Source organism: Chryseobacterium nakagawai, from assembly GCF_900637665.1.
Classification (GTDB): domain Bacteria; phylum Bacteroidota; class Bacteroidia; order Flavobacteriales; family Weeksellaceae; genus Chryseobacterium; species Chryseobacterium nakagawai.
The window spans coordinates 3,205,930-3,226,095 of the sequence record NZ_LR134386.1 but is presented as its reverse complement, the minus strand read 5'-3'; the positions used below and the strand labels follow the sequence as shown (position 1 = coordinate 3,226,095).

At 35.0% G+C, this 20,166-nt stretch carries 23 protein-coding genes and 1 other RNA gene; 22 read left to right on the top strand and 2 right to left on the bottom strand.

The window, feature by feature from the left end:
- Positions 1-5 precede the first annotated feature (5 nt).
- The 5 genes from EL260_RS14580 (at position 6) to EL260_RS14560 (ending at position 2,948) form a co-directional block, all read left to right on the top strand.
- Positions 6-1,151 (top strand): DUF2931 family protein, encoded by a 1,146-nt coding sequence (locus EL260_RS14580; RefSeq protein ID WP_164466522.1) that lies wholly within the window; start codon positions 6-8, stop codon positions 1,149-1,151.
- A gap of 123 nt (positions 1,152-1,274) precedes the next feature.
- A complete protein-coding gene (locus tag EL260_RS14575) occupies positions 1,275-1,787 on the top strand; it encodes a DUF421 domain-containing protein (RefSeq protein WP_123856040.1) in 513 nt (170 codons plus the stop codon).
- The gene (locus tag EL260_RS14570) at positions 1,747-2,283 is read left to right on the top strand and encodes a GNAT family N-acetyltransferase (RefSeq protein ID WP_228412793.1); all 537 of its coding nucleotides are present in this window, start codon (positions 1,747-1,749) and stop codon (positions 2,281-2,283) included. The genes EL260_RS14575 and EL260_RS14570 overlap by 41 nt, the downstream gene beginning before the upstream one ends.
- Positions 2,284-2,448: 165 nt before the next feature.
- On the top strand, positions 2,449-2,598 hold the full coding sequence (locus EL260_RS14565) for a quinol oxidase subunit 4 (protein WP_394343547.1): 150 nt from the start codon (positions 2,449-2,451) through the stop codon (positions 2,596-2,598).
- A 119-nt stretch (positions 2,599-2,717) separates the two neighbouring features.
- Positions 2,718-2,948, top strand: coding sequence for a hypothetical protein (locus EL260_RS14560; protein WP_228412794.1), 231 nt, complete (start codon positions 2,718-2,720; stop codon positions 2,946-2,948).
- Between the two features lie 49 nt (positions 2,949-2,997).
- Here the strand turns inward: EL260_RS14560 and EL260_RS14555 are convergent, their stop codons facing one another.
- Positions 2,998-3,312: a DUF4286 family protein gene (locus EL260_RS14555; RefSeq protein ID WP_123856038.1), complete on the bottom strand. Its 315-nt coding sequence runs from the start codon at positions 3,310-3,312 to the stop codon at positions 2,998-3,000.
- 148 nt (positions 3,313-3,460) lie between these two features.
- On the opposite strand from EL260_RS14555, the gene gyrA reads away from it, so the two are divergent.
- The 6 genes from gyrA to EL260_RS14525 all read left to right on the top strand — a co-directional run bounded on the left by gyrA (position 3,461) and on the right by EL260_RS14525 (position 10,447).
- Positions 3,461-6,070 (top strand): DNA gyrase subunit A, encoded by a 2,610-nt coding sequence (gyrA, locus tag EL260_RS14550; protein ID WP_123856037.1) that lies wholly within the window; start codon positions 3,461-3,463, stop codon positions 6,068-6,070.
- Between the two features lie 27 nt (positions 6,071-6,097).
- Positions 6,098-7,123 carry a tetratricopeptide repeat protein gene (locus EL260_RS14545; RefSeq protein WP_123856036.1) on the top strand — a complete coding sequence of 342 codons (1,026 nt, stop codon included), beginning with the start codon at positions 6,098-6,100 and terminating at the stop codon, positions 7,121-7,123.
- Positions 7,124-7,306: 183 nt separating this feature from the next.
- Positions 7,307-8,143 (top strand): 1,4-dihydroxy-2-naphthoyl-CoA synthase, encoded by an 837-nt coding sequence (locus EL260_RS14540; RefSeq protein ID WP_115925838.1) that lies wholly within the window; start codon positions 7,307-7,309, stop codon positions 8,141-8,143.
- A 78-nt stretch (positions 8,144-8,221) separates the two neighbouring features.
- Positions 8,222-9,151, top strand: a complete 930-nt coding sequence (gene menA / locus EL260_RS14535; RefSeq protein WP_123856035.1) for a 1,4-dihydroxy-2-naphthoate octaprenyltransferase — start codon at positions 8,222-8,224, stop codon at positions 9,149-9,151.
- An 18-nt stretch (positions 9,152-9,169) separates the two neighbouring features.
- Positions 9,170-9,616, top strand: coding sequence for an SRPBCC family protein (locus EL260_RS14530; protein WP_123856034.1), 447 nt, complete (start codon positions 9,170-9,172; stop codon positions 9,614-9,616).
- Positions 9,617-9,760: 144 nt separating this feature from the next.
- Positions 9,761-10,447 (top strand): metal-dependent hydrolase, encoded by a 687-nt coding sequence (locus EL260_RS14525; protein ID WP_068943468.1) that lies wholly within the window; start codon positions 9,761-9,763, stop codon positions 10,445-10,447.
- A 116-nt stretch (positions 10,448-10,563) separates the two neighbouring features.
- On the opposite strand, the gene ffs is transcribed toward EL260_RS14525, so the two are convergent.
- An RNA gene (ffs, locus tag EL260_RS14520) (signal recognition particle sRNA small type) lies at positions 10,564-10,661 on the bottom strand.
- 131 nt (positions 10,662-10,792) lie between these two features.
- On the opposite strand from ffs, the gene EL260_RS14515 reads away from it, so the two are divergent.
- From EL260_RS14515 to EL260_RS14465, 11 genes are all read left to right on the top strand, one after another.
- Entirely contained in the window at positions 10,793-11,395 is a 603-nt protein-coding gene (locus EL260_RS14515) for a DUF4199 domain-containing protein (RefSeq protein WP_123856033.1), read from the top strand.
- 16 nt (positions 11,396-11,411) lie between these two features.
- Positions 11,412-12,362 carry a glycosyltransferase family 2 protein gene (locus EL260_RS14510; protein ID WP_123856032.1) on the top strand — a complete coding sequence of 317 codons (951 nt, stop codon included), beginning with the start codon at positions 11,412-11,414 and terminating at the stop codon, positions 12,360-12,362.
- 111 nt (positions 12,363-12,473) lie between these two features.
- On the top strand, positions 12,474-13,445 hold the full coding sequence (locus EL260_RS14505) for a hypothetical protein (protein ID WP_123856031.1): 972 nt from the start codon (positions 12,474-12,476) through the stop codon (positions 13,443-13,445).
- A gap of 179 nt (positions 13,446-13,624) precedes the next feature.
- The gene (locus EL260_RS14500; protein WP_123856030.1) at positions 13,625-14,101 is read left to right on the top strand and encodes a DUF4280 domain-containing protein; all 477 of its coding nucleotides are present in this window, start codon (positions 13,625-13,627) and stop codon (positions 14,099-14,101) included.
- A gap of 11 nt (positions 14,102-14,112) precedes the next feature.
- Complete coding sequence (locus EL260_RS14495; RefSeq protein ID WP_123856029.1) at positions 14,113-15,807, top strand: phospholipase effector Tle1 domain-containing protein; 1,695 nt, start codon at positions 14,113-14,115, stop codon at positions 15,805-15,807.
- The gene (locus tag EL260_RS14490) at positions 15,807-16,097 is read left to right on the top strand and encodes a hypothetical protein (RefSeq protein ID WP_123856028.1); all 291 of its coding nucleotides are present in this window, start codon (positions 15,807-15,809) and stop codon (positions 16,095-16,097) included. The genes EL260_RS14495 and EL260_RS14490 overlap by 1 nt, the downstream gene beginning before the upstream one ends.
- Positions 16,098-16,099: 2 nt before the next feature.
- Positions 16,100-16,561: a hypothetical protein gene (locus tag EL260_RS14485; protein WP_123856027.1), complete on the top strand. Its 462-nt coding sequence runs from the start codon at positions 16,100-16,102 to the stop codon at positions 16,559-16,561.
- Positions 16,562-16,631: 70 nt separating this feature from the next.
- Positions 16,632-17,663 carry a DUF2931 family protein gene (locus EL260_RS14480; protein WP_232534811.1) on the top strand — a complete coding sequence of 344 codons (1,032 nt, stop codon included), beginning with the start codon at positions 16,632-16,634 and terminating at the stop codon, positions 17,661-17,663.
- A 74-nt stretch (positions 17,664-17,737) separates the two neighbouring features.
- Entirely contained in the window at positions 17,738-18,802 is a 1,065-nt protein-coding gene (locus tag EL260_RS14475; RefSeq protein WP_164466520.1) for a DUF2931 family protein, read from the top strand.
- Between the two features lie 108 nt (positions 18,803-18,910).
- Complete coding sequence (locus EL260_RS14470) at positions 18,911-19,246, top strand: DUF2931 family protein (protein WP_232534810.1); 336 nt, start codon at positions 18,911-18,913, stop codon at positions 19,244-19,246.
- Between the two features lie 173 nt (positions 19,247-19,419).
- Positions 19,420-19,950, top strand: a complete 531-nt coding sequence (locus tag EL260_RS14465) for a hypothetical protein (protein WP_123856023.1) — start codon at positions 19,420-19,422, stop codon at positions 19,948-19,950.
- Positions 19,951-20,166 lie beyond the last annotated feature (216 nt).

The window sequence follows — 20,166 nt, the reverse complement described above, 5'->3', positions numbered from 1 at the left end:
TAATAATGATAAACAGAATAAAAAATATAGTAGTACTCTTATCAGGTTTTCTATTAATAATAAGTTGCCAACCCAAGGATAAATTTGAATGGAATGCTGCAATTTCAGCACCAAAGAATTATATATCAGGAGGCCCGTTTGTAGAATATTTTTATAAAGGAAAAGGAGTAGCAGGTACATCTGCCAATGTAGGAATAAATCCTGGTTGGGGGGTGACAAGTGGTGGTTATACAGGTGGAGAAATATTCAAACCTGTACCTGATAGCATTTCTGTTAGTTGGCGCTGTGGCCTTGATTTAATTGAATATAAAATTGGGGCAAAACTTCCAAGAGAAAAAATGTTGAAGCTCTTTCAAAAAGGCAAAGAAATTAAAGGAGAAAAGCAAAATTATACTCAAATCGTAACAGGGATGGCGCCTGGAGGAAATATAACAGTTTGGCTCTCTGGATCATTGGGAAATGAGGAAATCACAAAAATTAAAGCTGAGCGTGTAGGAGAAACGGGCAAAGATGACCCGAACTCTGTAACCCTTTGGTCATCAACTGGAAACGAGGCTAAAAATATTTTGAAATATGCTTATTTCCACGGTATTCCTTATTCAGTTTGGGAAAAAGGAGATAAATTATACAAATATGATCTAGGTTTTAGTAGTGAGGACAATTATAAATATTCAATTACTTATTACTCAAAAGATGGCAGTGTTTACTTTTTAGATTCTGATCCTTACTTTTTACAATGGGGCAATCGTTTTGCAAGCTATCCTAAAAACCCTAATCCACAGCATCAGTTAAAACTTCCTGTACAGATGGATTTGATATGGCATTCGTATGATAATGAATCACGCTGGTTTGAGGGAAGTGTAGTTTTACCCCAAAATCTACAGGGAACATTTGAAAAAGGCCATTATGATCGAATGATTGTGACAATTCCTAAAGATACAGGAGGGGATTTTGTTGAAGGAGAAATTTATTTTGTGAATAAACAGAAACATGATCGGGTAATGGGCTTTCGTTTAGGAAGATTTAATGATGAACAGAAAAAATTAATGTCACCTAAATACACACTCCCTAAAGGATTTGTAGTTCCTAAATGGGAAGGCCGAATTCCAATCCAAAAGCCTACCGATCTTGAATACTGGCAGGAGGAATAACAATAAGGGATAGTATTTATACTATATAACCTTTGCTGCCATGTGCTACAATCTTCTACAATACAACAAATACTTTTCTCATCAATACCAAAAAATCAATACATTTGAATAGATAAAAAAATTGTGGATTCTATTCTCAACGTTGCGGTTCGCTCCCTGTGCGTTTACCTTTTTATGGTAATCGCTATTCGTTTGTTTGGCAAGAATCAGCTTTCTCAGCTCAATGCGGGAGATGTTGTTTTGTTACTTTTAATATCTAACGCCGTACAGAATGCAATGGTTGGTCCGGATACTTCATTGCAAGGAGGTTTGATTGCAGCTTTAGTTTTATTTGTCGCCAATTTTATTTTAAAAAGACTGATGTTCTCCAATCGCTCCTTTGAAGCTTTTATGCAGGATGAACCCGTTATTTTAATAAGAGATGGAGTGGCAGATCAGACCGCCTTAAGTCGGGTTAAAATTACAGAAAATGAACTGGAAGAAGCCATTAGAGAACACGGTATCGAAGATATCAAAAATGTTAAATTATCCGTATTAGAGGTAGATGGGAATATAAGTGTGGTCTCTCAGGATGAGAAAAGCAAACAAACCCATTATGCACGAATCAAAAGAAAATACAAAAGAAAATATCATTAATCCTATGAATTACGAATTACGAGAAATGCTTCCCAATGACGAAGCAAGAGTGTTGGAAATTTTCAGACAGGGAGTAGAGGGCGGTATTGCTACTTTGGAAACAGAAGTTCCCACTGCTGAAGCCTGGAGTATGGAATATTTCAATGATTGCCGTTGGGTGCTGGAAAACGAAAATAATGAAGTGATAGGATGGTGTGCCCTTAAACCGGTAAGCAAAAGAGAAGCTTTTAAAGGAGTGGCAGAAGTCAGCATTTACTTCGATAATGAATATCAAGGAAAGGGATTGGGCTCGATATTGCTTAAAAAGATCATACTGGATAGCGAAGACCATGGATTCTGGACCTTGCAGACTAATCTCTTTTCCGAAAATGAAATGGCAATCAAATCTCACCAGAAAAATGGATTCAGAATGGTTGGTGTTCGTAAAAAAATAGGAAAACTGAACGGTGAATGGAAAGACCTGGTTATGATGGAAAAACGAAGCGAAATTATCTGATGAATAATGAGGTTGGGAAAGTTGCTTACAGGATATCTCAACTTTAAGCTCTACACTCCAAAGATTGAATACTAAATAACTTGGTTCGAACCTTGTTGTAGATCATTCATTAAATTGGAAAAAGTAGAAATAATGAAAAGTATGTTTAAGATTACAGGCATTTTAATGGTTGTATTGATGCTTTCTTCCTGTGTGGCATATAATAATGAGGGGTATCAGACCAAGAAAATTCCACCAGGACAAGCTAAAAAAATATATGGCGGAAGCGCAAAAGATTATGCTCCTGGACAGGTGAAAAAAAGAAATGGCTATTAAGAAATTATGATAAAAACATTCCTTCAAAAGGAGTGTTTTTTTATTTTAAAATAAGATATTTTTTTGAATGATTTGGCATCAACATTGATTATTTTAATACAGAACAAAAAGTTGAAAAAATGAAAACAATGCTTAAGGCTCTTGGAGTCATGGCAATAATACTCACGCTGTCATCTTGTGCAGTAGATGGATATTATGGAGGCAGAACGCATGGATATGGATATTACGGACCTAGATATTATGGTTACGGTCCCAGATATACAGAAAGAGTATATGTTTATGGTGGTGGCCATCATGGCGGATATTATCACCATGGAGGCGGAGGCCATCATAACGGATTTCATAGATAATAGATTAGATAAAAAAAGCACTGAAGATTTCAGTGCTTTTGCTTTATCATTACAGTCTCGATTTTTTTGGATTCAGAAGCGTGTCAAAAATCATTACTTCCGGTCCGAACTTATTTTCAATTCGCTCTGCGATATTTTTCAATTCACTTTCAAGAAAATCAGTTCTAAGTTCATCATTATCAAAGACCAGAAGGAGATTGTAATTTTTTCCTTCATCGATATAATCACTATGAACTTCAGATAGAATATACTTGTCGACATCCATCAGATTTTCGGTCATTAAAATCAGGGTTTCATCAATATAATTTTCCCATTCTTCCAGATTATTTTTCGTGCAGTGGAAAGTTATACTTAATACGCTCATATTTTAAGAATTTTTAAGATTTTGTGGATAAATTCTAACGCAAAAATCGGCATTTTTTTCGTAAATTAGCCCGTTAATAAAAATTGGAAATAAATAATTTTCAGACTTACAGCTAATGGTCTGACAATCATTATAATAAAATTTGTTTATGCAAAAAGAAGGAGAAAGACTGATTCCTATCAACATTGTTGATGAAATGAAGTCGTCTTACATCGATTATTCGATGTCCGTTATCGTTTCAAGAGCGTTACCGGATGTAAGAGACGGCTTGAAACCCGTTCATAGAAGAGTACTTTATGGTATGTATGGACTAGGGGTTTTTTCGAATAGAAAATATTTAAAATCTGCGAGAATTGTTGGGGATGTTTTGGGTAAATATCACCCGCACGGAGACTCCTCTGTATATGACGCGATGGTGAGAATGGCTCAGGAATGGAGCTTACGTTATCCTCAGGTTGACGGACAAGGTAACTTCGGTTCCATGGATGGTGACCCGCCGGCAGCAATGCGTTATACTGAAGCAAGACTGAAAAAAATCTCTGATGAGGTTCTTTCTGACCTTGATAAAGAAACTGTTGATTTCCAGAATAACTTCGATGACAGCTTACAGGAACCGACTGTAATGCCTACAAAGGTTCCTAACCTTTTGGTAAACGGAGCTTCAGGTATTGCTGTAGGGATGGCAACCAATATGGCGCCACACAACCTTTCTGAATCTGTAGATGCCATTTGTGCATATATTGATAATAAAGAAATTACGATCGATGAGCTGATGCAGCATATTGTTGCTCCGGATTTCCCAACAGGAGGTATCATTTATGGATACGACGGAGTAAGAGATGCATTCCATACAGGTAGAGGTAGAGTTGTTCTGAGAGCAAAAGTTAATTTCGAAGAAATCGGAAACAGAAATGCGATTATCGTAACAGAAGTTCCTTACCAGGTAAATAAGGCGGAAATGATCGCCAGAACTGCAGAACTTGTTAAAGATGAGAAAATTCCTGGTATCCACGAGATCAGAGATGAATCGGACAGAAAAGGACTTCGTGTGGTATATGAATTGAAAAACGATGCAATTCCGAACGTAGTTCTAAACCTTTTATATAAATATACAGCCCTTCAGACTTCTTTCAGCGTAAATAACATTGCGTTGGTACACGGAAGACCAGAGCAGTTGAATCTTAAAGATATCATTCATCACTTTGTAGAGCACAGACACGAGGTAATTGTAAGAAGAACTCAGTTTGAGCTTAAAAAAGCAAAAGAAAGAGCACATATTCTTGAAGGGTTCATGAAGGTGATTGGAGGTCAGGATGCTTTAGACAGAGCAATTTCAATCATTCGTCACAGTGCTAACCCTCAGGCTGCAAAAGAAGGCCTGATCGAAGCATTTGAACTTTCAGAAATTCAGGCTCAGGCAATTCTTGATCTTAGATTAGCTCGTCTTACCGGAATGGAGCTTGATAAGATCCGTGATGAATATGATGCAATTATGAAAGAGATTGCTAATTTGGAAGATATTCTTGCGAGTGAACCAAGAAGATTCCAGATTATCAAGGAGGAGCTGATCGAAATCAAAGAAAAATATGGTGACGAAAGAAGAACTGAAATTGATTATTCAGGAGGAGAAATGTCTATTGAAGATATTATTCCAAATGAATCAGTAGTTCTTACAATCTCTCACGCAGGATATGTTAAGAGAACTTCACTTTCAGAATATAAAATTCAGAGTAGAGGAGGTGTAGGAAACAAAGCAGCTACAACAAGGGATTCTGACTTCCTTGAATATATTGTATCTGCAACGAACCACCAATATATGTTATTCTTTACCGAAAAAGGTAGATGTTACTGGTTAAGAGTATTTGAAATTCCTGAAGGCTCTAAAACGGCAAAAGGAAGAGCGGTACAGAACCTTATCAACATTGAACCGGATGATAAAATCAAAGCATATATCAGAACCAACAACCTGAAGGACTCTGAATATGTAAACCAAATGAGTGTAGTAATGGTAACTAAAAACGGTACCATCAAGAAAACATCATTGGAAGCGTATTCAAGACCAAGGGTAAATGGAGTAAATGCTATTGAAATTAGAGATAATGATCAATTATTAGGAGCTTACCTAACAAATGGTACTTCTCAGATTATGATTGCTACTAAAAATGGTAAGTGTATCCGTTTCCCTGAAGAAAAAGTAAGAGAAGTAGGTAGGGGTTCTATTGGGGTACGTGGTATTGCGATGGAAGACAATGATGAAGCTATTGGTATGATTGTTGTGAATGACGTAGAGAACGAAACCGTACTTGTAGTATCTGAAAAAGGATATGGTAAGAGGACTGCGGTAGAAGACTATAGAATTACAAACAGAGGAGGGAAAGGAGTTATCACCCTAAACATTACCGAGAAAACAGGAAATCTGATTGCTATTCAAAACGTAACAGACGAAGATGGATTGATGATTATCAATAAGTCTGGTGTTGCTATCAGAATGGGAATGGATGAAATGAGAGTGATGGGTAGAAATACACAAGGGGTAAAACTAATCAATCTTAAGAAGAGTGACGAAATTGCAGCCATTGCAAAAGTAGAAATGGATAAAGATGTAGAAGAAGATTCTGAAGAGATAGATGGTATTGAAGGAGTTGACGAAACTGAAGGAGAAATTCAGGAAGGAATGGAGTCCTTATTTGATAACCTGGAAAATGATAATACAACCCCTCAGGCTGAGGAAGATGAGAATTCTGGTTCTGAAGAATAAATGTACAATTAATATAAAATAGTTATTATGAAGAAACTAATTTTAGGGATGGCGATCGTAGCATCTGCTTTTGTTTTTGGGCAGAAAGGAGATGTAAATGCTAAGCTTCAGGCTGCTAACAAAGCTGCTATGGATGCATATAATGCAAAAAATTATACAGCTGCAGCACCTAAGTTTGTAGAAGTTTACGACTTATTGAAAGCGAATGGTCAGGATAATAAGATATATATGTATTATTCAGGACTTAGTCATGCATTAGCTAACGAAAGTGATCCGGCTATTAAAATATACACAGACCTTATAAATTCCGGATTTACAGGAGTAGAAACTACTTATACTGCTAAAGAAAAGAAAAGTGGAAATGTAGTAAACTTGGATAAAGCTACTTGGGAGCTTATGAAAAAGAATTCTGAATATTCAGATTTTAAAACTGAGCAGTCTGCAGGAGTAGAAGTAGATTTATATGAAACTTTATCTTTATTGCTTCTTAATGCTAAAAAACCAAACGAGGCACTTGTAATCATTGAAAAAGGGTTGGTTAAATATCCAAACAATGCTAAATTGAAAGAAGGGCAAACCAATGCCTATCTTCAGTCAGGAAATACAGAAAAATTTGTTGCTGGTTTGAAAGAACAGTTAGCGAAGAATCCTAATGATGCAACCAACTGGTATAACCTTGGAGTTATGCAGGCAAAAACTCCGGCTACAGTTAATGATGCTTTAGAATCATTCAAAAAAGCTATTGAGCTTAAACCTGATTTTGCAAACGCTTATCAGAACCTTGTATATACTACCATTGGAGATGACTCTAAAATTGTAGCCGATATCAATGCGCTGAGAAAGGACAAACCGGATGAAGCTACTAAATTAATTGATGCAAGAAGAGAAAGATTTGCAAAAGCTTTACCATTTGCAGAAAGCTGGTATAAAGTAGATCCTAAGAATATTGATGCAGTTAGTACACTAAAGGAAATTTATGTAGTAACTAAAAATATGGATAAAGTTAAAGAAATGAAAGCTAAAGAAGCTGAGCTAAGCGCAGCAGCGAAGTAATCATTAATAATTTAATAATAAAAAGCCGAAACATCAGTGTTTCGGCTTTTGTTTTTAGCAAAAATCAAGATTCATTGCCTAAAATTTATCATTCAAAATTTCTATTCTTTCTGAAGAGGATCGGTAAATTTCATCCCTAGAAATTCTCTGCAATTCCGTATCTTTGAGAAAAATTTTACCAAAATGATCGAGTGGAAAACCGCTAAGGAATACGAAGATATTACCTATAAAAAATGTAATGGTGTAGCAAGAATTGCTTTCAACAGACCGGAAGTACGTAATGCATTCAGACCAAAGACAACCTCAGAATTATATGATGCCTTTTATGACGCTTCTGAAGACCCTTCAATAGGTGTTGTTTTGCTTTCAGGAGAAGGGCCAAGTCCGAAAGACGGCGGTTGGGCTTTCTGCAGTGGAGGAGATCAGAAAGCAAGAGGAGACCAGGGGTATGTTGGAGAAGATGGAAGACATCGTTTAAATATTCTGGAAGTTCAGCGTTTGATCCGTTTCATGCCGAAAGTAGTAATTGCAGTAGTTCCGGGATGGGCTGTAGGTGGTGGACACTCACTTCATGTAGTATGTGATCTTACTTTAGCGAGTGAAGAGCATGCTATTTTTAAGCAAACTGATGCTGATGTGACAAGTTTTGATGGTGGGTACGGTTCTGCTTATCTGGCAAAAATGGTAGGACAGAAAAAAGCTCGTGAAATATTCTTTTTAGGAAGAAATTATTCTGCTCAGGAAGCATTTGAAATGGGAATGGTGAACAAAGTAGTTCCTCATGCAGAATTAGAAGATACAGCTTATGAATGGGCTCAGGAAATCTTAGGCAAATCCCCAATGTCTATCAGAATGTTAAAGTTTGCAATGAACCTTACGGATGACGGAATGGTTGGACAGCAGGTATTTGCAGGAGAAGCAACCCGTTTAGCTTATATGACTGAGGAAGCTAAAGAAGGAAGAAATGCATTCCTTGAAAAAAGAAAACCGAATTTCGGAGAAGATCAATGGATATCATAACATTGGTAATGAGTAATAAGTGATGAACTAACTTTTTCATTATTTATTGCCTATTACCCATTGCTTATTTATAAATTTATGACTGATTGGATTAAAGCCGCAAGGCTCAGAACTTTACCGCTGTCATTAAGCGGAATTATTATGGGAGCTTTCATTGCAAAATGGAGACTTTACAGAGAAGGCGGAACCTGGGACTGGAAGATTTTCGCCTTGGCCCTTTTGGTAACCCTTTTATATCAGATTTTATCAAACTATGCCAATGATTATGGCGATGGGGTAAAAGGAACTGATGCAAAAAGAATCAATGAAGCAGAAGCAAGAGCGGTTGCCTCAGGAAAAATTACTGCCAAGCAGATGAAAAATGCTGTCATTCTTTTCTCGGCATTGTCTTTCGTTGCTACGATTGCATTATTGTATGTTGCTTTCATTCCAAACTATATGAATGAATTCTATATTTTTATAGGTTTGGGAGTTGCATGTATTTTGGCTGCAATCGGATATACAGTAGGGAAGAAGCCTTATGGATATATGGGATTGGGAGATATTTTTGTATTTATCTTCTTTGGATTGGTTTCCGTATGCGGAAGTTATTTCCTGTTTACAAAAACATTCAGCTGGGATATGTTGTTACCGGGAACTGCAGTAGGAATGATGAGTATGGCAGTTTTGAACCTGAACAATATGAGAGATATCGAAAGTGATAAGCTATCAGGAAAGAATAGTTTTGCATTAAGAATCGGATTCAAAAATGCAATGATCTATGAAATGATCCTTTTACAGCTTCCATTGGTACTCATTCTTATCTTTTTAGGAGTAAATGGATTTATACAGCAGCAAAATTACTATGTATTCATCGTAATGATTCTGTTGTTCCCATTAGCAAAGCTGAGAAGGAATATCATGTCGGTAAAAGAGCCGAAAGAATTAGATCAATATTTAAAGCAGGTTGGAATTATGACGTTTGTAATGGCTATTCTTACAGCTGCCGGACTTAATTTATTTAACTAAATCTTAAAATATTATATCATGAGTTCCAATGTCTATGTTGAAGCACAAATGCTTATTAGAAAATCAATTGAAGATGTTTTTGAAGCATTTATCAATCCTGAAGTAACCACTCATTTCTGGTTTACAAAATCTACGGGTAAATTAGAAGAAGGGAAAACAGTGACCTGGGAATGGGAGATGTACGGCGTGAAAAACGTGGTAAATGTTCATCAGATTATTCCGAACCAACTGATTAAAACAGAATGGGGAGAACCTTCAGTACATGTAGACTATGAGTTTAAAACTATGGAAAACGGAACTCTTGTTGTGATTAAAAGCTATGGATTCAGCCAGACGGGTGAAGATCTCCTAAGACAAATTAACGACAATACAGGCGGTTTTACGACGGTTTTAGACGGTTGTAAAGCTTATATGGAACATGGAATTAATTTGAGGCTTATTGAAGATAAATTCCCATCGAAATAATTAGAGTAAATAGACAACGCTTTGCGTTTTTAAAAAAAAACACGGATGGCACGAATCTTTTCACGAATGTCACTCACCTTATGGTGTTATTTGTGAAAGCATTTGAGTCATTTGTGTTTAATAATAATTGAAATTAAACTTACAATGAAAATACAATTTTTAGGGCAAAATTGTTTTCTGTTCACGTACAAGGACAAAACAATTTTAAGTGACCCTTTTTACAACTACAAAAAAGCGGAATCAGGTTTTGATATTACCGCTCAAAAAATCGATTACATCCTATTGACTCATGCCCATGGAGATCATATTGCAGATGTAGCGGAAGTATTACAGCATTATCCTGAAGCTACCGTAATTGGAGTACCTGAAGTATGTGGATACTTTACACAAGCTAAAAATAAGGATGATGTGAACCTCGGAGGATCGGCAAAAATCGACGATCTTAAAATTTCCATGGTTCCGGCTCATCACACCAGTTCTTTCCCAGATGGGAGCTATGGTGGTGTTCCTGTAGGCTATATTTTCAGATTACCTGAAGGTAAGAATGTGTATTTAGCTGGAGATACAGGTGTAATGGCAGATATGGAGCTATTCCCAAGATTATACGGGAATATTGACCTTTCTATCCTTCCAATCGGAAGCCATTATACAATGTGTCCTAGAAAAGCATCTTTTGCGGCAGCAGAACTATTAAAAACTCCAAAGGTAATCGGATGTCACTTTGATACGTTTCCAGCTATTGAGATCAATCATGAAAGTGCATTAAAGCATTTCGCCGATAAAAATGTAGAACTTGTTTTACCAAAATTAGGAGAAACTTTCGAATTTTAATCAATAATAAGACGGAGGTAATATAACAATTAGAAAAATGAAAAAGATGTGTAAAGTATTAAAAACAAAAAAAGATAATTATTCAATTACCTCTCTCTTCACTTTAAACCAAAAAAAAATGGCAAGCTACCTAAATCACACCGCTACGACCAATTACCTTTGCTGCGTTCCCACCCTGGAGGATTCTCAGGAGCTGGTTGTTTAGGACTTGCCGTTGCAAAGGTAGGAAATATTTGTAAACTTCAAAACTTTATTAAAGAAAATTTGTCGAAAAAATGTAGTAGTAGAGCTAATCAGCTGACATTTAGGAGGATAATTTTTCAACTTTTTTCTAAAAATTTTAACATGACGAAAAGTCCATCAACACTAGGAATTATACTTTTTATCGCTACAATGATCGTTTTCTTTGTAGTGTACACTTTTTTTTCAGGAATCAATTATTTTGATATTTCACTGAAAGCCAATGCTTTCGTATTGCCTATTCTCTATGCCGGAGCTGCATTCTGGTCCGTAAAAACCTATTGGAACAACCATAGAGTAGTAACTTTTAAGGAAGCGTTCAAAAGAGCATTCGTTCCGATGTTCATCGGAGGAATTCTTTCGATTTTCAGTATTTATGCTTTTTTAAACTTTGCAGATACGGATGCAAAAAAGCTTTTGAACTACCAATATGTTCAAAGACAGAAGTCGGAATTGGATACAGAATATACTTCGGCGAGAAAAATTTTGAAACATCAGAAAGATATTGACGAACTGGATGAGAAGTATAAAGAGAGAGTACAAAGCTTCTCTCCAGAGGCTGTAAAAGGAAAAGATATGCTTACGGCAAGTCATTTTTCAGGATATTTTGCAGCAATTCTTATATTTTACGTAGTTTTGTCGGTGTTTTTCGGAGCATTTTTCAGAACGAGAAGTATCTATCAGCCCGAAGAAACGAATCAAGACTAATTTTTATTAAAATTAAATGAACTTATCTATAGTTATTCCATTACTGAACGAAGAAGACTCTTTGGAACAGCTTTTTTCAAGGATTGACAAAGTCTGCCAAACCAATAGTTTATCTTACGAAATCTGGTTTGTAGACGATGGAAGTACGGATTTGTCGTGGAGCATTATTGAGAACTTAAAAGTACAGTATCCTCAAATCCACGCGATTAAATTTTCCCGAAATTATGGGAAATCACAGGCTCTTCATGCCGCTTTTGAAAGAACAAACGGAGATGTGGTGATTACCATGGATGCCGACTTACAGGATTTTCCGGAAGAAATTCCCGAACTGTATAATATGGTCATTCATGATAATTACGATATTGTTTCCGGCTGGAAAAAGAAACGCTTCGATAATGTAATGACGAAAAATATTCCGTCAAAACTATTCAATGCTGCGGCAAGAAAAGTTTCAGGAGTCTATCTTCACGATTTCAACTGTGGTTTGAAAGCTTACAAAAAGCAAGTGGTAAAATCTGTAGATGTATACGGAGATATGCACCGCTATATTCCGGTATTGGCTGCAAATGCAGGTTTCAGAAGAATTACAGAAAAAGAAGTACAGCATCAGGCAAGACCTTACGGAACTTCAAAATTCGGAACAGAAAGATTTGTAAGAGGATTTTTGGATCTGGTAACGCTTTGGTTTGTAAGTCGTTTTGGAGGAAGGCCTATGCATTTCTTCGGAGCAGTTGGAACCGTAATGTTTATTTTAGGTTTTCTTTCTGCACTGTGGCTGGGAGTATCCAAACTGATTGATGTAGCCAGAGGAATCTATGGCCATTTAATCACTAATAATCCTTGGTTCTACATTGCATTAACCATGATGATTATGGGAACGTTATTGTTTGTAGCAGGATTCCTGGGAGAAATGATTATCAGAACCAACCGCGAGCATAAGAATTATAATATTGATGAAGTGATATAATTTAAATTTTATATACTTTATTGAACATACAATATCTCAGAAAGAAAACTTTCTGAGATATTTTTTTAAACATTATTTTCCCGATCTTAGTGTAAGATGAAAAACACACAAATGGAAAATATTAGAATTAAAATTAAAGATATTACCGATCTGGATTCGCTTTCCAGAGAATATGGTATTTCTAAGGAAGAACTGATTGCCTTTCATAATCAGCATTGTGCTTTACACGAAATTATTCCCGGAAATCTACCAAAATACCTTAAATATATTTATATCCCTGCCGATAAGGAAAGTAAACGGAAAGAGAAAAGTCTACTCATTTCACAGATAACACTTCCCGATACCCCCGAAGAATCTACCTATGGTGTATTGATAACAACTGCTTTACCTGAAACAAAAATACATTACCTTGTTGATATCCAAAGAAAAGAGAAAATGGCGGTGTCTGTTGTCAGAAAAAAAATATACGTCAATGATCAGGAAATAGAACTGATGGTTGAAAAACTAATAGAAACTGCAGGTGAGGCTCTTTATCCATTACAAATTTCTTTAAAAAAAGATGGGCGACCAGAGGCGGTACTCAATGCAAATGAGATCAAAAATCGTTGGAAGGAAGAATATTATCCCAGAATACATCAATATTATGAAGGCGAGGTAGCAGATGAAGCGATCAGGAAGCTAAACCGGTTTTACGAAAACATGAGCGGGAGTACAGAAGTATTGCATCATAATCTGTTTTATGCAATTTACTTTATGCCGCTATACACTTTATATTCTAATTATCAGAAAGAAGAAATACTTACCTTCTATTTTCCCTCTCTGGAAGAGGTAATTTCTTATACAGCTATTTTTTCGCTGCAAAAAACACTGACGGATCATGATAAAATTCTTATTCATATAAAAGGAGAACAAATAAATACTCCCATTGCAACAGATTTGAAGAAAGGCTCTCTTGATCTTCTCTATCAGCTTAATAAGGAGACAAAAAGTATTTCTTCGATCGTGGGAAAATTATCAGTTTTTCATCAAAATAAGGAAATTGGTATTGATGTTGAAATATATCGGCAAAAATTTTATATTTGATATACCTAATCATTAAAATTAATGGTATGAAATATATTATGACCCTAAAAAAATAGGGCATACTTAAATTTCGACCTATTTTGTTACCGGAATAAAAAATTTCCAGAGCGAATGATTTATCCTTTAGATATTTCATGTAAGTCTCAGAACAAAATAAAATTGTAAAAACACAAAACACAATGAGCGAGAAACATTTAGTATGCCAGGGAGCCATCTGTAAATGCCAGTTCGGCACAGCTCCGGATAAATTGCTGGTGAAAACCCAAAGCAAACGATACATTAACGATAAGGAAGGCAGCAGTAAACTGATGGCTACCCACGTAGATATTGGTAAAACTTTTGAGAAAAATACTTTTGGAAGCTGTGCCAAAATGAACAACAATCCCTGTCAGGTTACCATCACCCAATGGAGCGGTTATTATCAGAACATTACGCTGGAAGATAATAACGGAAAAGCGCTGTTGGAAGACAGTAAAGCAACCTGTCCGATAGGAAGCCCGGATTGTATTACTATTACCAACCACGGACAAACAGCAGAAATTTCTCAACAAAACATAGATCATGCACGTCCTGAGGTACTTGCAGAAGTATTTCCGTTTGTTGATTTGAAGAAAGAAGAAATTGCAGAGGAGGAAAAGGATATCGTTAAACTTTAAAAAACACATTGATGAAAATTATAGGAGAAACAAGACCCCTTACTTATAAATCATACAGCTACAGCCTGCTGGCCATCACAGGAAATCCTAAAGTAAAAGAGTGGAAAATAGAATACAATGGTAAGATACTGTCGACCAACACTGCGGGAAGTTTCAAATTTCACCCTAATCTGGCAGGAAAGAAAGTAAGACTTATTGCTGTAGTTATTCAAAATGGTAAAAATACTGAGCATTCTATTGATTTATTTATTCTTTTGGGAAATCCAAAAATTCTATCCATAGAATGGCAGGATTTCAGAGGTAAACCGATAGGAAAAAGAAAGGTAGGCTATCTGGATAAAATACAGTTAGCCATTAAAACAATCAATATTCCAAAGGGAGATTCCCTAAAAATATCTATTTATGAGGAGGAAACGACTAAAGATCGGTCGATGGGTACTTCTACGACCAGCGGTGTAGATGATAAAGGTTTTGCCTATCTGTATTTTAATCAGCTCAGTCTCTATCAGGATGCTCTGAACAAAAAGGATTGGATTGAGGAAGGTGAACACGAGTATTATATCAAGGTAAAATATGAAAATTATATCAACCGTACAGAAGAAAAAATACAGCTTGTTATACAAAATGAGCTGACACAACATGTTGATAAACCGCAACAGACGAATAAGCCAGTGGTAGTTAGTGCCCCTGATAACAAACCTAAACAGGATAATAAATCTAAGAGAGACGTAGTTTTCAATATGTTCTTTGATGGAACTATGAATAATATGACCAATACTACGGAGAGGATTGGAAAAACAGATGTTTATAACAGGAAAAGCAATAAAGAGGATGATAGTTATACTAATTTCTACTCCAATGTAGCTTTATTATATATGAATAACGATGTTAAAGAAACCGAAGATATTATTAAAATTTATACCGAAGGGATAGGTACTGAAGATAAGAAAAAGGATCAGGCTTTTCCGGGAGGCGCATTGGGGACGGGCATCGCTATTTATATGAGAGGTATCAAAGATAAAGTACAGCGGGGAGTACAGCAAATGCAGGACTTCGCCAATAAAAAATATTTTGATAAAGATATATCTATTGGCAAAGTAACCATTAATGTATTTGGTTTCAGCCGGGGTGCGGCAGCGGCAAGATATTTTTTGTCCCAGGACTCATTAATTGCGATTTATCTGAATTTAAAAAGTTCTAAAGAAATTACCTTTAACTTTATCGGGTTGTTTGATACCGTTGCGTCTTATGGTATCCTCCATTTAAATGATGTGATAGAGCTTCAGTTAAAATTAAGAGGCAGAGCAAAAAAGATCGTACAGTTGGCCGCTGCTGATGAATACAGGAATAATTTTAAATTGACTAATATTGAAAGTTCTGTAAAAGCGGGAGTAGGTTACCAGCTTACGATGCCGGGAGTGCATTCAGATATTGGCGGTGGGTATGGTGAAATAAGTGACGAAAAAAGATATTTAGGAGAATACATGCTCTATGGAGATAATGAGAGTACAGCGAAAAAAGAACTGGAAAAAATAAAAAAACGTTATATTGAAGAAGGATGGTATCAGCCGGAACAGTTTATGATTACAAAAGAGCTTAAAACCAATTTTTCTAAACTGGATACCCTTTCTTACAGTCATTTATATACATTATATGGGGTAAGAAAAGGCTTGTCTAATATTATCAATATATTCCTTTATCAATAATGCTAAAGCTTTCTGAAAAGTATAGTAATTTGAAGTATAATAAGTTTTATATTGAAACTCCTGGAGAGAAATATAATGTGGACGAGGGGTTGCAGCCAATAAAAAAACAATTATATAATTATGCAATTGGCAATGATGGTATTAATTCTCTTGCAGTAACATTACCTAAAGAACAGCTAATGTGGGTTCGAAATAGATACCTTCATCGTTCAAATAAAGATGATGAGACACTCACTATGGATGGACGTTATGTAGGCGGAAAACCAGAAAGAGATATTTTAAAAGGTTAAATATGAAAGTGAATTTTTTATTTACATTAGGGATTTTATTGATTTTAACCTTGTTAAAAGATCAATATTATTTTTTAGATTATAGACAGATTATTGCTATTTTAACTGCAATAACTCTACTTATATTGTTAATCCAGCTTGTTATTCCTCTCATTTCAAGAGTAATAGATAATAAAAGATTTTATAATAAGTTTTTAGTTTTATTTTTTATGAAAAGGATAGGTATATTATTTTTAAGTTTAGTTCCTATAATACTTACATTTATTTTGGCTAATAATTATTTGATTGATTTTAATTCAGGCTATTTATTTTTTATATTGAGTAGTATCTTTTGTTTAGGTATTTTTGGATATATTGTCCTTGAAACAATAATTTTTTATAGAAAAAAGAGGCATCGATTATTTTTAATAAATATTTATCTTATTTTCTATGTTTTACTAACCTGTTTTTGTTTTGATGTTTAATACTATGAAAAATATAATTATATCAATTTTGATTGCTTTCTTTTGTAGTGGCTGTGAAAAAATAAATAATATGAACAATAAGTACGAATGGCTGACTTTGACAACTGCCGATATGGGATATAATATGGAGATTGTTGATGGATCCTTTTATGATAATAAGGGTGAAGTTATCGCTGGAATTCCTAGTAGGCAGGTTCTGCAATCTCAATGGTGGAATGGAGATTCCGGAGTTATGATTGTAGGAGAACAATATCGACCCATTCCTTTCGGGATGAAAATCAGATGGTTTTCTTATGCGGAAGACAAGTTTTATGAAGGCGATTTTAAATTGGATTATGAAAAATTGTCGAAGCTATTTAAGGAAGGATTAAACTGTAAAGAAAGTTCTAATTATAAATATTTTAAAATAGCCCTTGCTCCTGGTGGGCAAGTATTTCTTTATTTACTGGGAGGGAATTCTCTCTTGGTTGGTGATTTTTTAGCGAAAGAAAGCCATTCGTTGCAATGGACTGATCTTGGAAATAAAAGTAACGAACAAAGGAATAATGCGGTAAAACATTTTCAAGGTGAGATGCCTCTTCAAACGCAGCAGGAAATTTCAGAAAAAAGAATCAATACCCAGATTTGGAAAGATATTAATCTTCATTATCCCTGGAGCTATACTTTTAAGGTAGCAGATTTTAACAATTCTTTTGAATTAAAAAAGCAGAAAATGGGAGTCGACTACATTAACGGAGAGGAAGCATGGTGTATCTCTGAAATAGATTACTTAACGAAGTCCTCCCCCAAAGCAATCCCAATGGAGATTGATGGTAAATTTGAAACTTCTGCCGGAAGAAAATTTACCATTCGTGTCTATCCTGGCAACGTAAATGGACAAGAGCCCAAGATGCAGCCTTATGAGATAAGGAGAGGTCGTGAGCAGGAATTGGTAAAACTGTTTAAAGATTTTTATGAAAAGGTTGGAAAGAAAGATTTTGAAATTCATCTAAAACTTTCACCAGACTTTAAAACGGGTAAAGTATACCTGAAGAAAGATAATATAGAGCAGGAAATTCCTAAAGTACAGGTGGATATTTTCGATATGACATTTGATCAATGATAAATAAGCTATCCTCAATATTACTCTCATTATTGATTGTTTTGCAATTTTTTAGAGGTAAAAAGATTAATAATATGAAAGTATATATTCTCACTATGCTTTGCAGTATATTTATATTGTTGACATGCAACAAAAATGATATATCAAAGATAAAAAACAGCCAACAAGAAGAATTCTCTTACATGGTTACAGTGAGTGCACCTGAAGGATACCCTGTAGAAGTATACGAAGGTTGGTTGTTGAATAAAGACAAAAAGCTAATCTGCGGAATGCCAAGAGTAGGCCGTACAACGGGAAGTTGGGAGTATGATGGAAGTGAGGCTGGGCAAGGAAGCAATGAAATGCCTACTCACCTTAATCTTACATATGTGGCTTATGCAGAGAAGAAATTCTATACTGTGGATGCAGATTTACCATCTGCTAAAATTTTGGAAGAATTTCGCAAAGGTTTTTCGTTGGTAGAAGTTCCTAATGATCAGAATATTTATACTGATATTAAGCATAGTACTTACGATACATTTACAGTAGGAGCTGCACCTGGAGGTGTTATTGTAGTATGGTTATCAGCTGGGCATCATAGAGTAGAGATTTGTAGATTGCAGGCTAAAGAAGTTTTTGTGGATAAAAATGTTTTTATGGGATTTGTGGACAAAAATGAAAGTCAGCAACAATTTTATGATGATCTTTATAATATAATAGTTAAAGATAGTGTAAGAACAGAAATCAGTAAGAATGGTATTCCATTTGGTCTTTGGGATAAGTATCGCACCAAGTACAAATATCGTTTTGTTTTAAAACCCTATGATGAAAAAGATAAGATTACGTTTGAATCTATAAAATACTATAATGGAGAAGCAATCATATATTATCCACAGGATTTAGCAAAAACAGACTATAGGGCAGCAGCCCTTCCTTATAATGCCAATATATCTTTTACAAAGTATAATACAGAGATTTTTTTCAATGATAAAGAGCTAATGAAGATATTTGAGGACTTTAAACAAAAGTACCCTGATCAACCTGTAGACATTGTATTAGTACCTACATTTATGTACAATGAGATTAAGGTATATGCAGAATGCAACGGCGAAAAAATAGAATTACAAAAAGCTAAAGTTAATAAGATCTGGGGTGGGTAAATAAAAGCTTTAGGGTTCATTATTGTCTTAATATTTGATACTATGAAAAATATAATTATATCAATTTTGATTGCTTTCTTTTGTAGTGGCTGCGAAAAAATAAATAATATGAATAATAAGTACGAATGGCTGGCTTTGACAACTGCTGATATGGGATATAATATGGAAATTGTAGATGGATTCTTTTATGATAATAAGGGAGAGGAAATCGCTGGAATTCCTAGCAGACAGGTTCTGCAATCTCAATGGTGGAGTGGCGATTCCGGAGTTATGATTGTAGGAGAACAATATCGGCCCATTCCTTTCGGGATGAAAATCAGATGGTTTTCTTATGCGGAAGACAAGTTTTATGAAGGCGATTTTAAATTGGATTATGAAAAATTGTCGAAGCTATTTAAGGAAAGATTAAACTGTAAAGAAAGTTCTAATTATAAATATTTTTAAATAGCCCTTGCTCCTGGTGGGCAAGTATTTCTTTATTTACTGGGAGGGAATTCTCTCTTGGTGGGAAGTTATCAGGCTAAGGAATATGTTGTTAATGATTTTAAAAAAGAAATGCACCTACCTTTGCATACAGAAATTACAAGGAGCGAATTGGTAAATTTAATATAAAAGAAATGCCTCTTCAAACGCAGCAGGAAATTTCAGAAAAAAGAATCAATACCCAGATTTGGAAAGATATTAACCTTCATTATCCCTGGAGCTATACATTTAAGGTAGCTGATTTTAATAATTCCTTTGATTTAAAAGAAAAAGATATAATAGTCAACTATATCAATGGAGAGAATGCACGATGTATCTCTGAAATAGATTACTTAACCAAATCCTCTCCCAAAGCAATTCCATTGGAGATCGATGGAGAATTTGAAACTTCTGCTGGAAGAAAATTTACCATTCGCATTTATCCTGGCAACGTAAACGGACAAGAACCCCAAAAGCAAACTTACGGGGTACAAAGAGGTCGTGAGCAGGAATTGGTAAAACTGTTTAAAGATTTTTATGAAAAGGTTGGAAAGAAAGATTTTGAAATTCATCTAAAACTTTCACCAGACTTTAAAACAGGTAAAGTATATCTGAAGAAAGATAATATGGAACAGGAAATCCCTAAAGTACAAGTGGATATTTTCGATATGACATTTGATCAATGATAAATAAGCTATCCTCAATATTACTCTCATTATTGATTGTTTTGCAATTTTTTAGAGGTAAAAAGATTAAATTGGATAAACAAAAATAGCTAAGATTTTGGGTGGTTAGAAGGTATATTTATATTGAAAATATCATTAAGGTGATATAAGGGTTAAATAATATTTTTTGGAAAGCTTAAAAAAGATTAGGTAAAATCAGAACATAAAAGAACAACA

Bases quoted from the DNA above. Each gene is read 5' to 3' on its own strand.
- EL260_RS14505 (WP_123856031.1), top strand. From the start codon at position 12,474: ATGGAAAATATTAGAATTAAAATTAAAGATATTACCGATCTGGATTCG.
- EL260_RS14525 (WP_068943468.1), top strand. From the start codon at position 9,761: ATGAAAATACAATTTTTAGGGCAAAATTGTTTTCTGTTCACGTACAAG.
- EL260_RS14510 (WP_123856032.1), top strand. From the start codon at position 11,412: ATGAACTTATCTATAGTTATTCCATTACTGAACGAAGAAGACTCTTTG.
- EL260_RS14565 (WP_394343547.1), top strand. From the start codon at position 2,449: ATGGTTGTATTGATGCTTTCTTCCTGTGTGGCATATAATAATGAGGGG.
- EL260_RS14560 (WP_228412794.1), top strand. From the start codon at position 2,718: ATGAAAACAATGCTTAAGGCTCTTGGAGTCATGGCAATAATACTCACG.
- EL260_RS14465 (WP_123856023.1), top strand. From the start codon at position 19,420: ATGCCTCTTCAAACGCAGCAGGAAATTTCAGAAAAAAGAATCAATACC.
- EL260_RS14530 (WP_123856034.1), top strand. From the start codon at position 9,170: ATGAGTTCCAATGTCTATGTTGAAGCACAAATGCTTATTAGAAAATCA.
- EL260_RS14490 (WP_123856028.1), top strand. From the start codon at position 15,807: ATGCTAAAGCTTTCTGAAAAGTATAGTAATTTGAAGTATAATAAGTTT.
- EL260_RS14485 (WP_123856027.1), top strand. From the start codon at position 16,100: ATGAAAGTGAATTTTTTATTTACATTAGGGATTTTATTGATTTTAACC.
- EL260_RS14545 (WP_123856036.1), top strand. From the start codon at position 6,098: ATGAAGAAACTAATTTTAGGGATGGCGATCGTAGCATCTGCTTTTGTT.
- gyrA (WP_123856037.1), top strand. From the start codon at position 3,461: ATGCAAAAAGAAGGAGAAAGACTGATTCCTATCAACATTGTTGATGAA.
- EL260_RS14515 (WP_123856033.1), top strand. From the start codon at position 10,793: ATGACGAAAAGTCCATCAACACTAGGAATTATACTTTTTATCGCTACA.
- EL260_RS14470 (WP_232534810.1), top strand. From the start codon at position 18,911: ATGAATAATAAGTACGAATGGCTGGCTTTGACAACTGCTGATATGGGA.
- EL260_RS14580 (WP_164466522.1), top strand. From the start codon at position 6: ATGATAAACAGAATAAAAAATATAGTAGTACTCTTATCAGGTTTTCTA.
- menA (WP_123856035.1), top strand. From the start codon at position 8,222: ATGACTGATTGGATTAAAGCCGCAAGGCTCAGAACTTTACCGCTGTCA.
- EL260_RS14475 (WP_164466520.1), top strand. From the start codon at position 17,738: ATGAAAGTATATATTCTCACTATGCTTTGCAGTATATTTATATTGTTG.
- EL260_RS14495 (WP_123856029.1), top strand. From the start codon at position 14,113: ATGAAAATTATAGGAGAAACAAGACCCCTTACTTATAAATCATACAGC.
- EL260_RS14570 (WP_228412793.1), top strand. From the start codon at position 1,747: ATGCACGAATCAAAAGAAAATACAAAAGAAAATATCATTAATCCTATG.
- EL260_RS14500 (WP_123856030.1), top strand. From the start codon at position 13,625: ATGAGCGAGAAACATTTAGTATGCCAGGGAGCCATCTGTAAATGCCAG.
- EL260_RS14555 (WP_123856038.1), bottom strand. From the start codon at position 3,312: ATGAGCGTATTAAGTATAACTTTCCACTGCACGAAAAATAATCTGGAA.
- EL260_RS14540 (WP_115925838.1), top strand. From the start codon at position 7,307: ATGATCGAGTGGAAAACCGCTAAGGAATACGAAGATATTACCTATAAA.
- EL260_RS14480 (WP_232534811.1), top strand. From the start codon at position 16,632: ATGAACAATAAGTACGAATGGCTGACTTTGACAACTGCCGATATGGGA.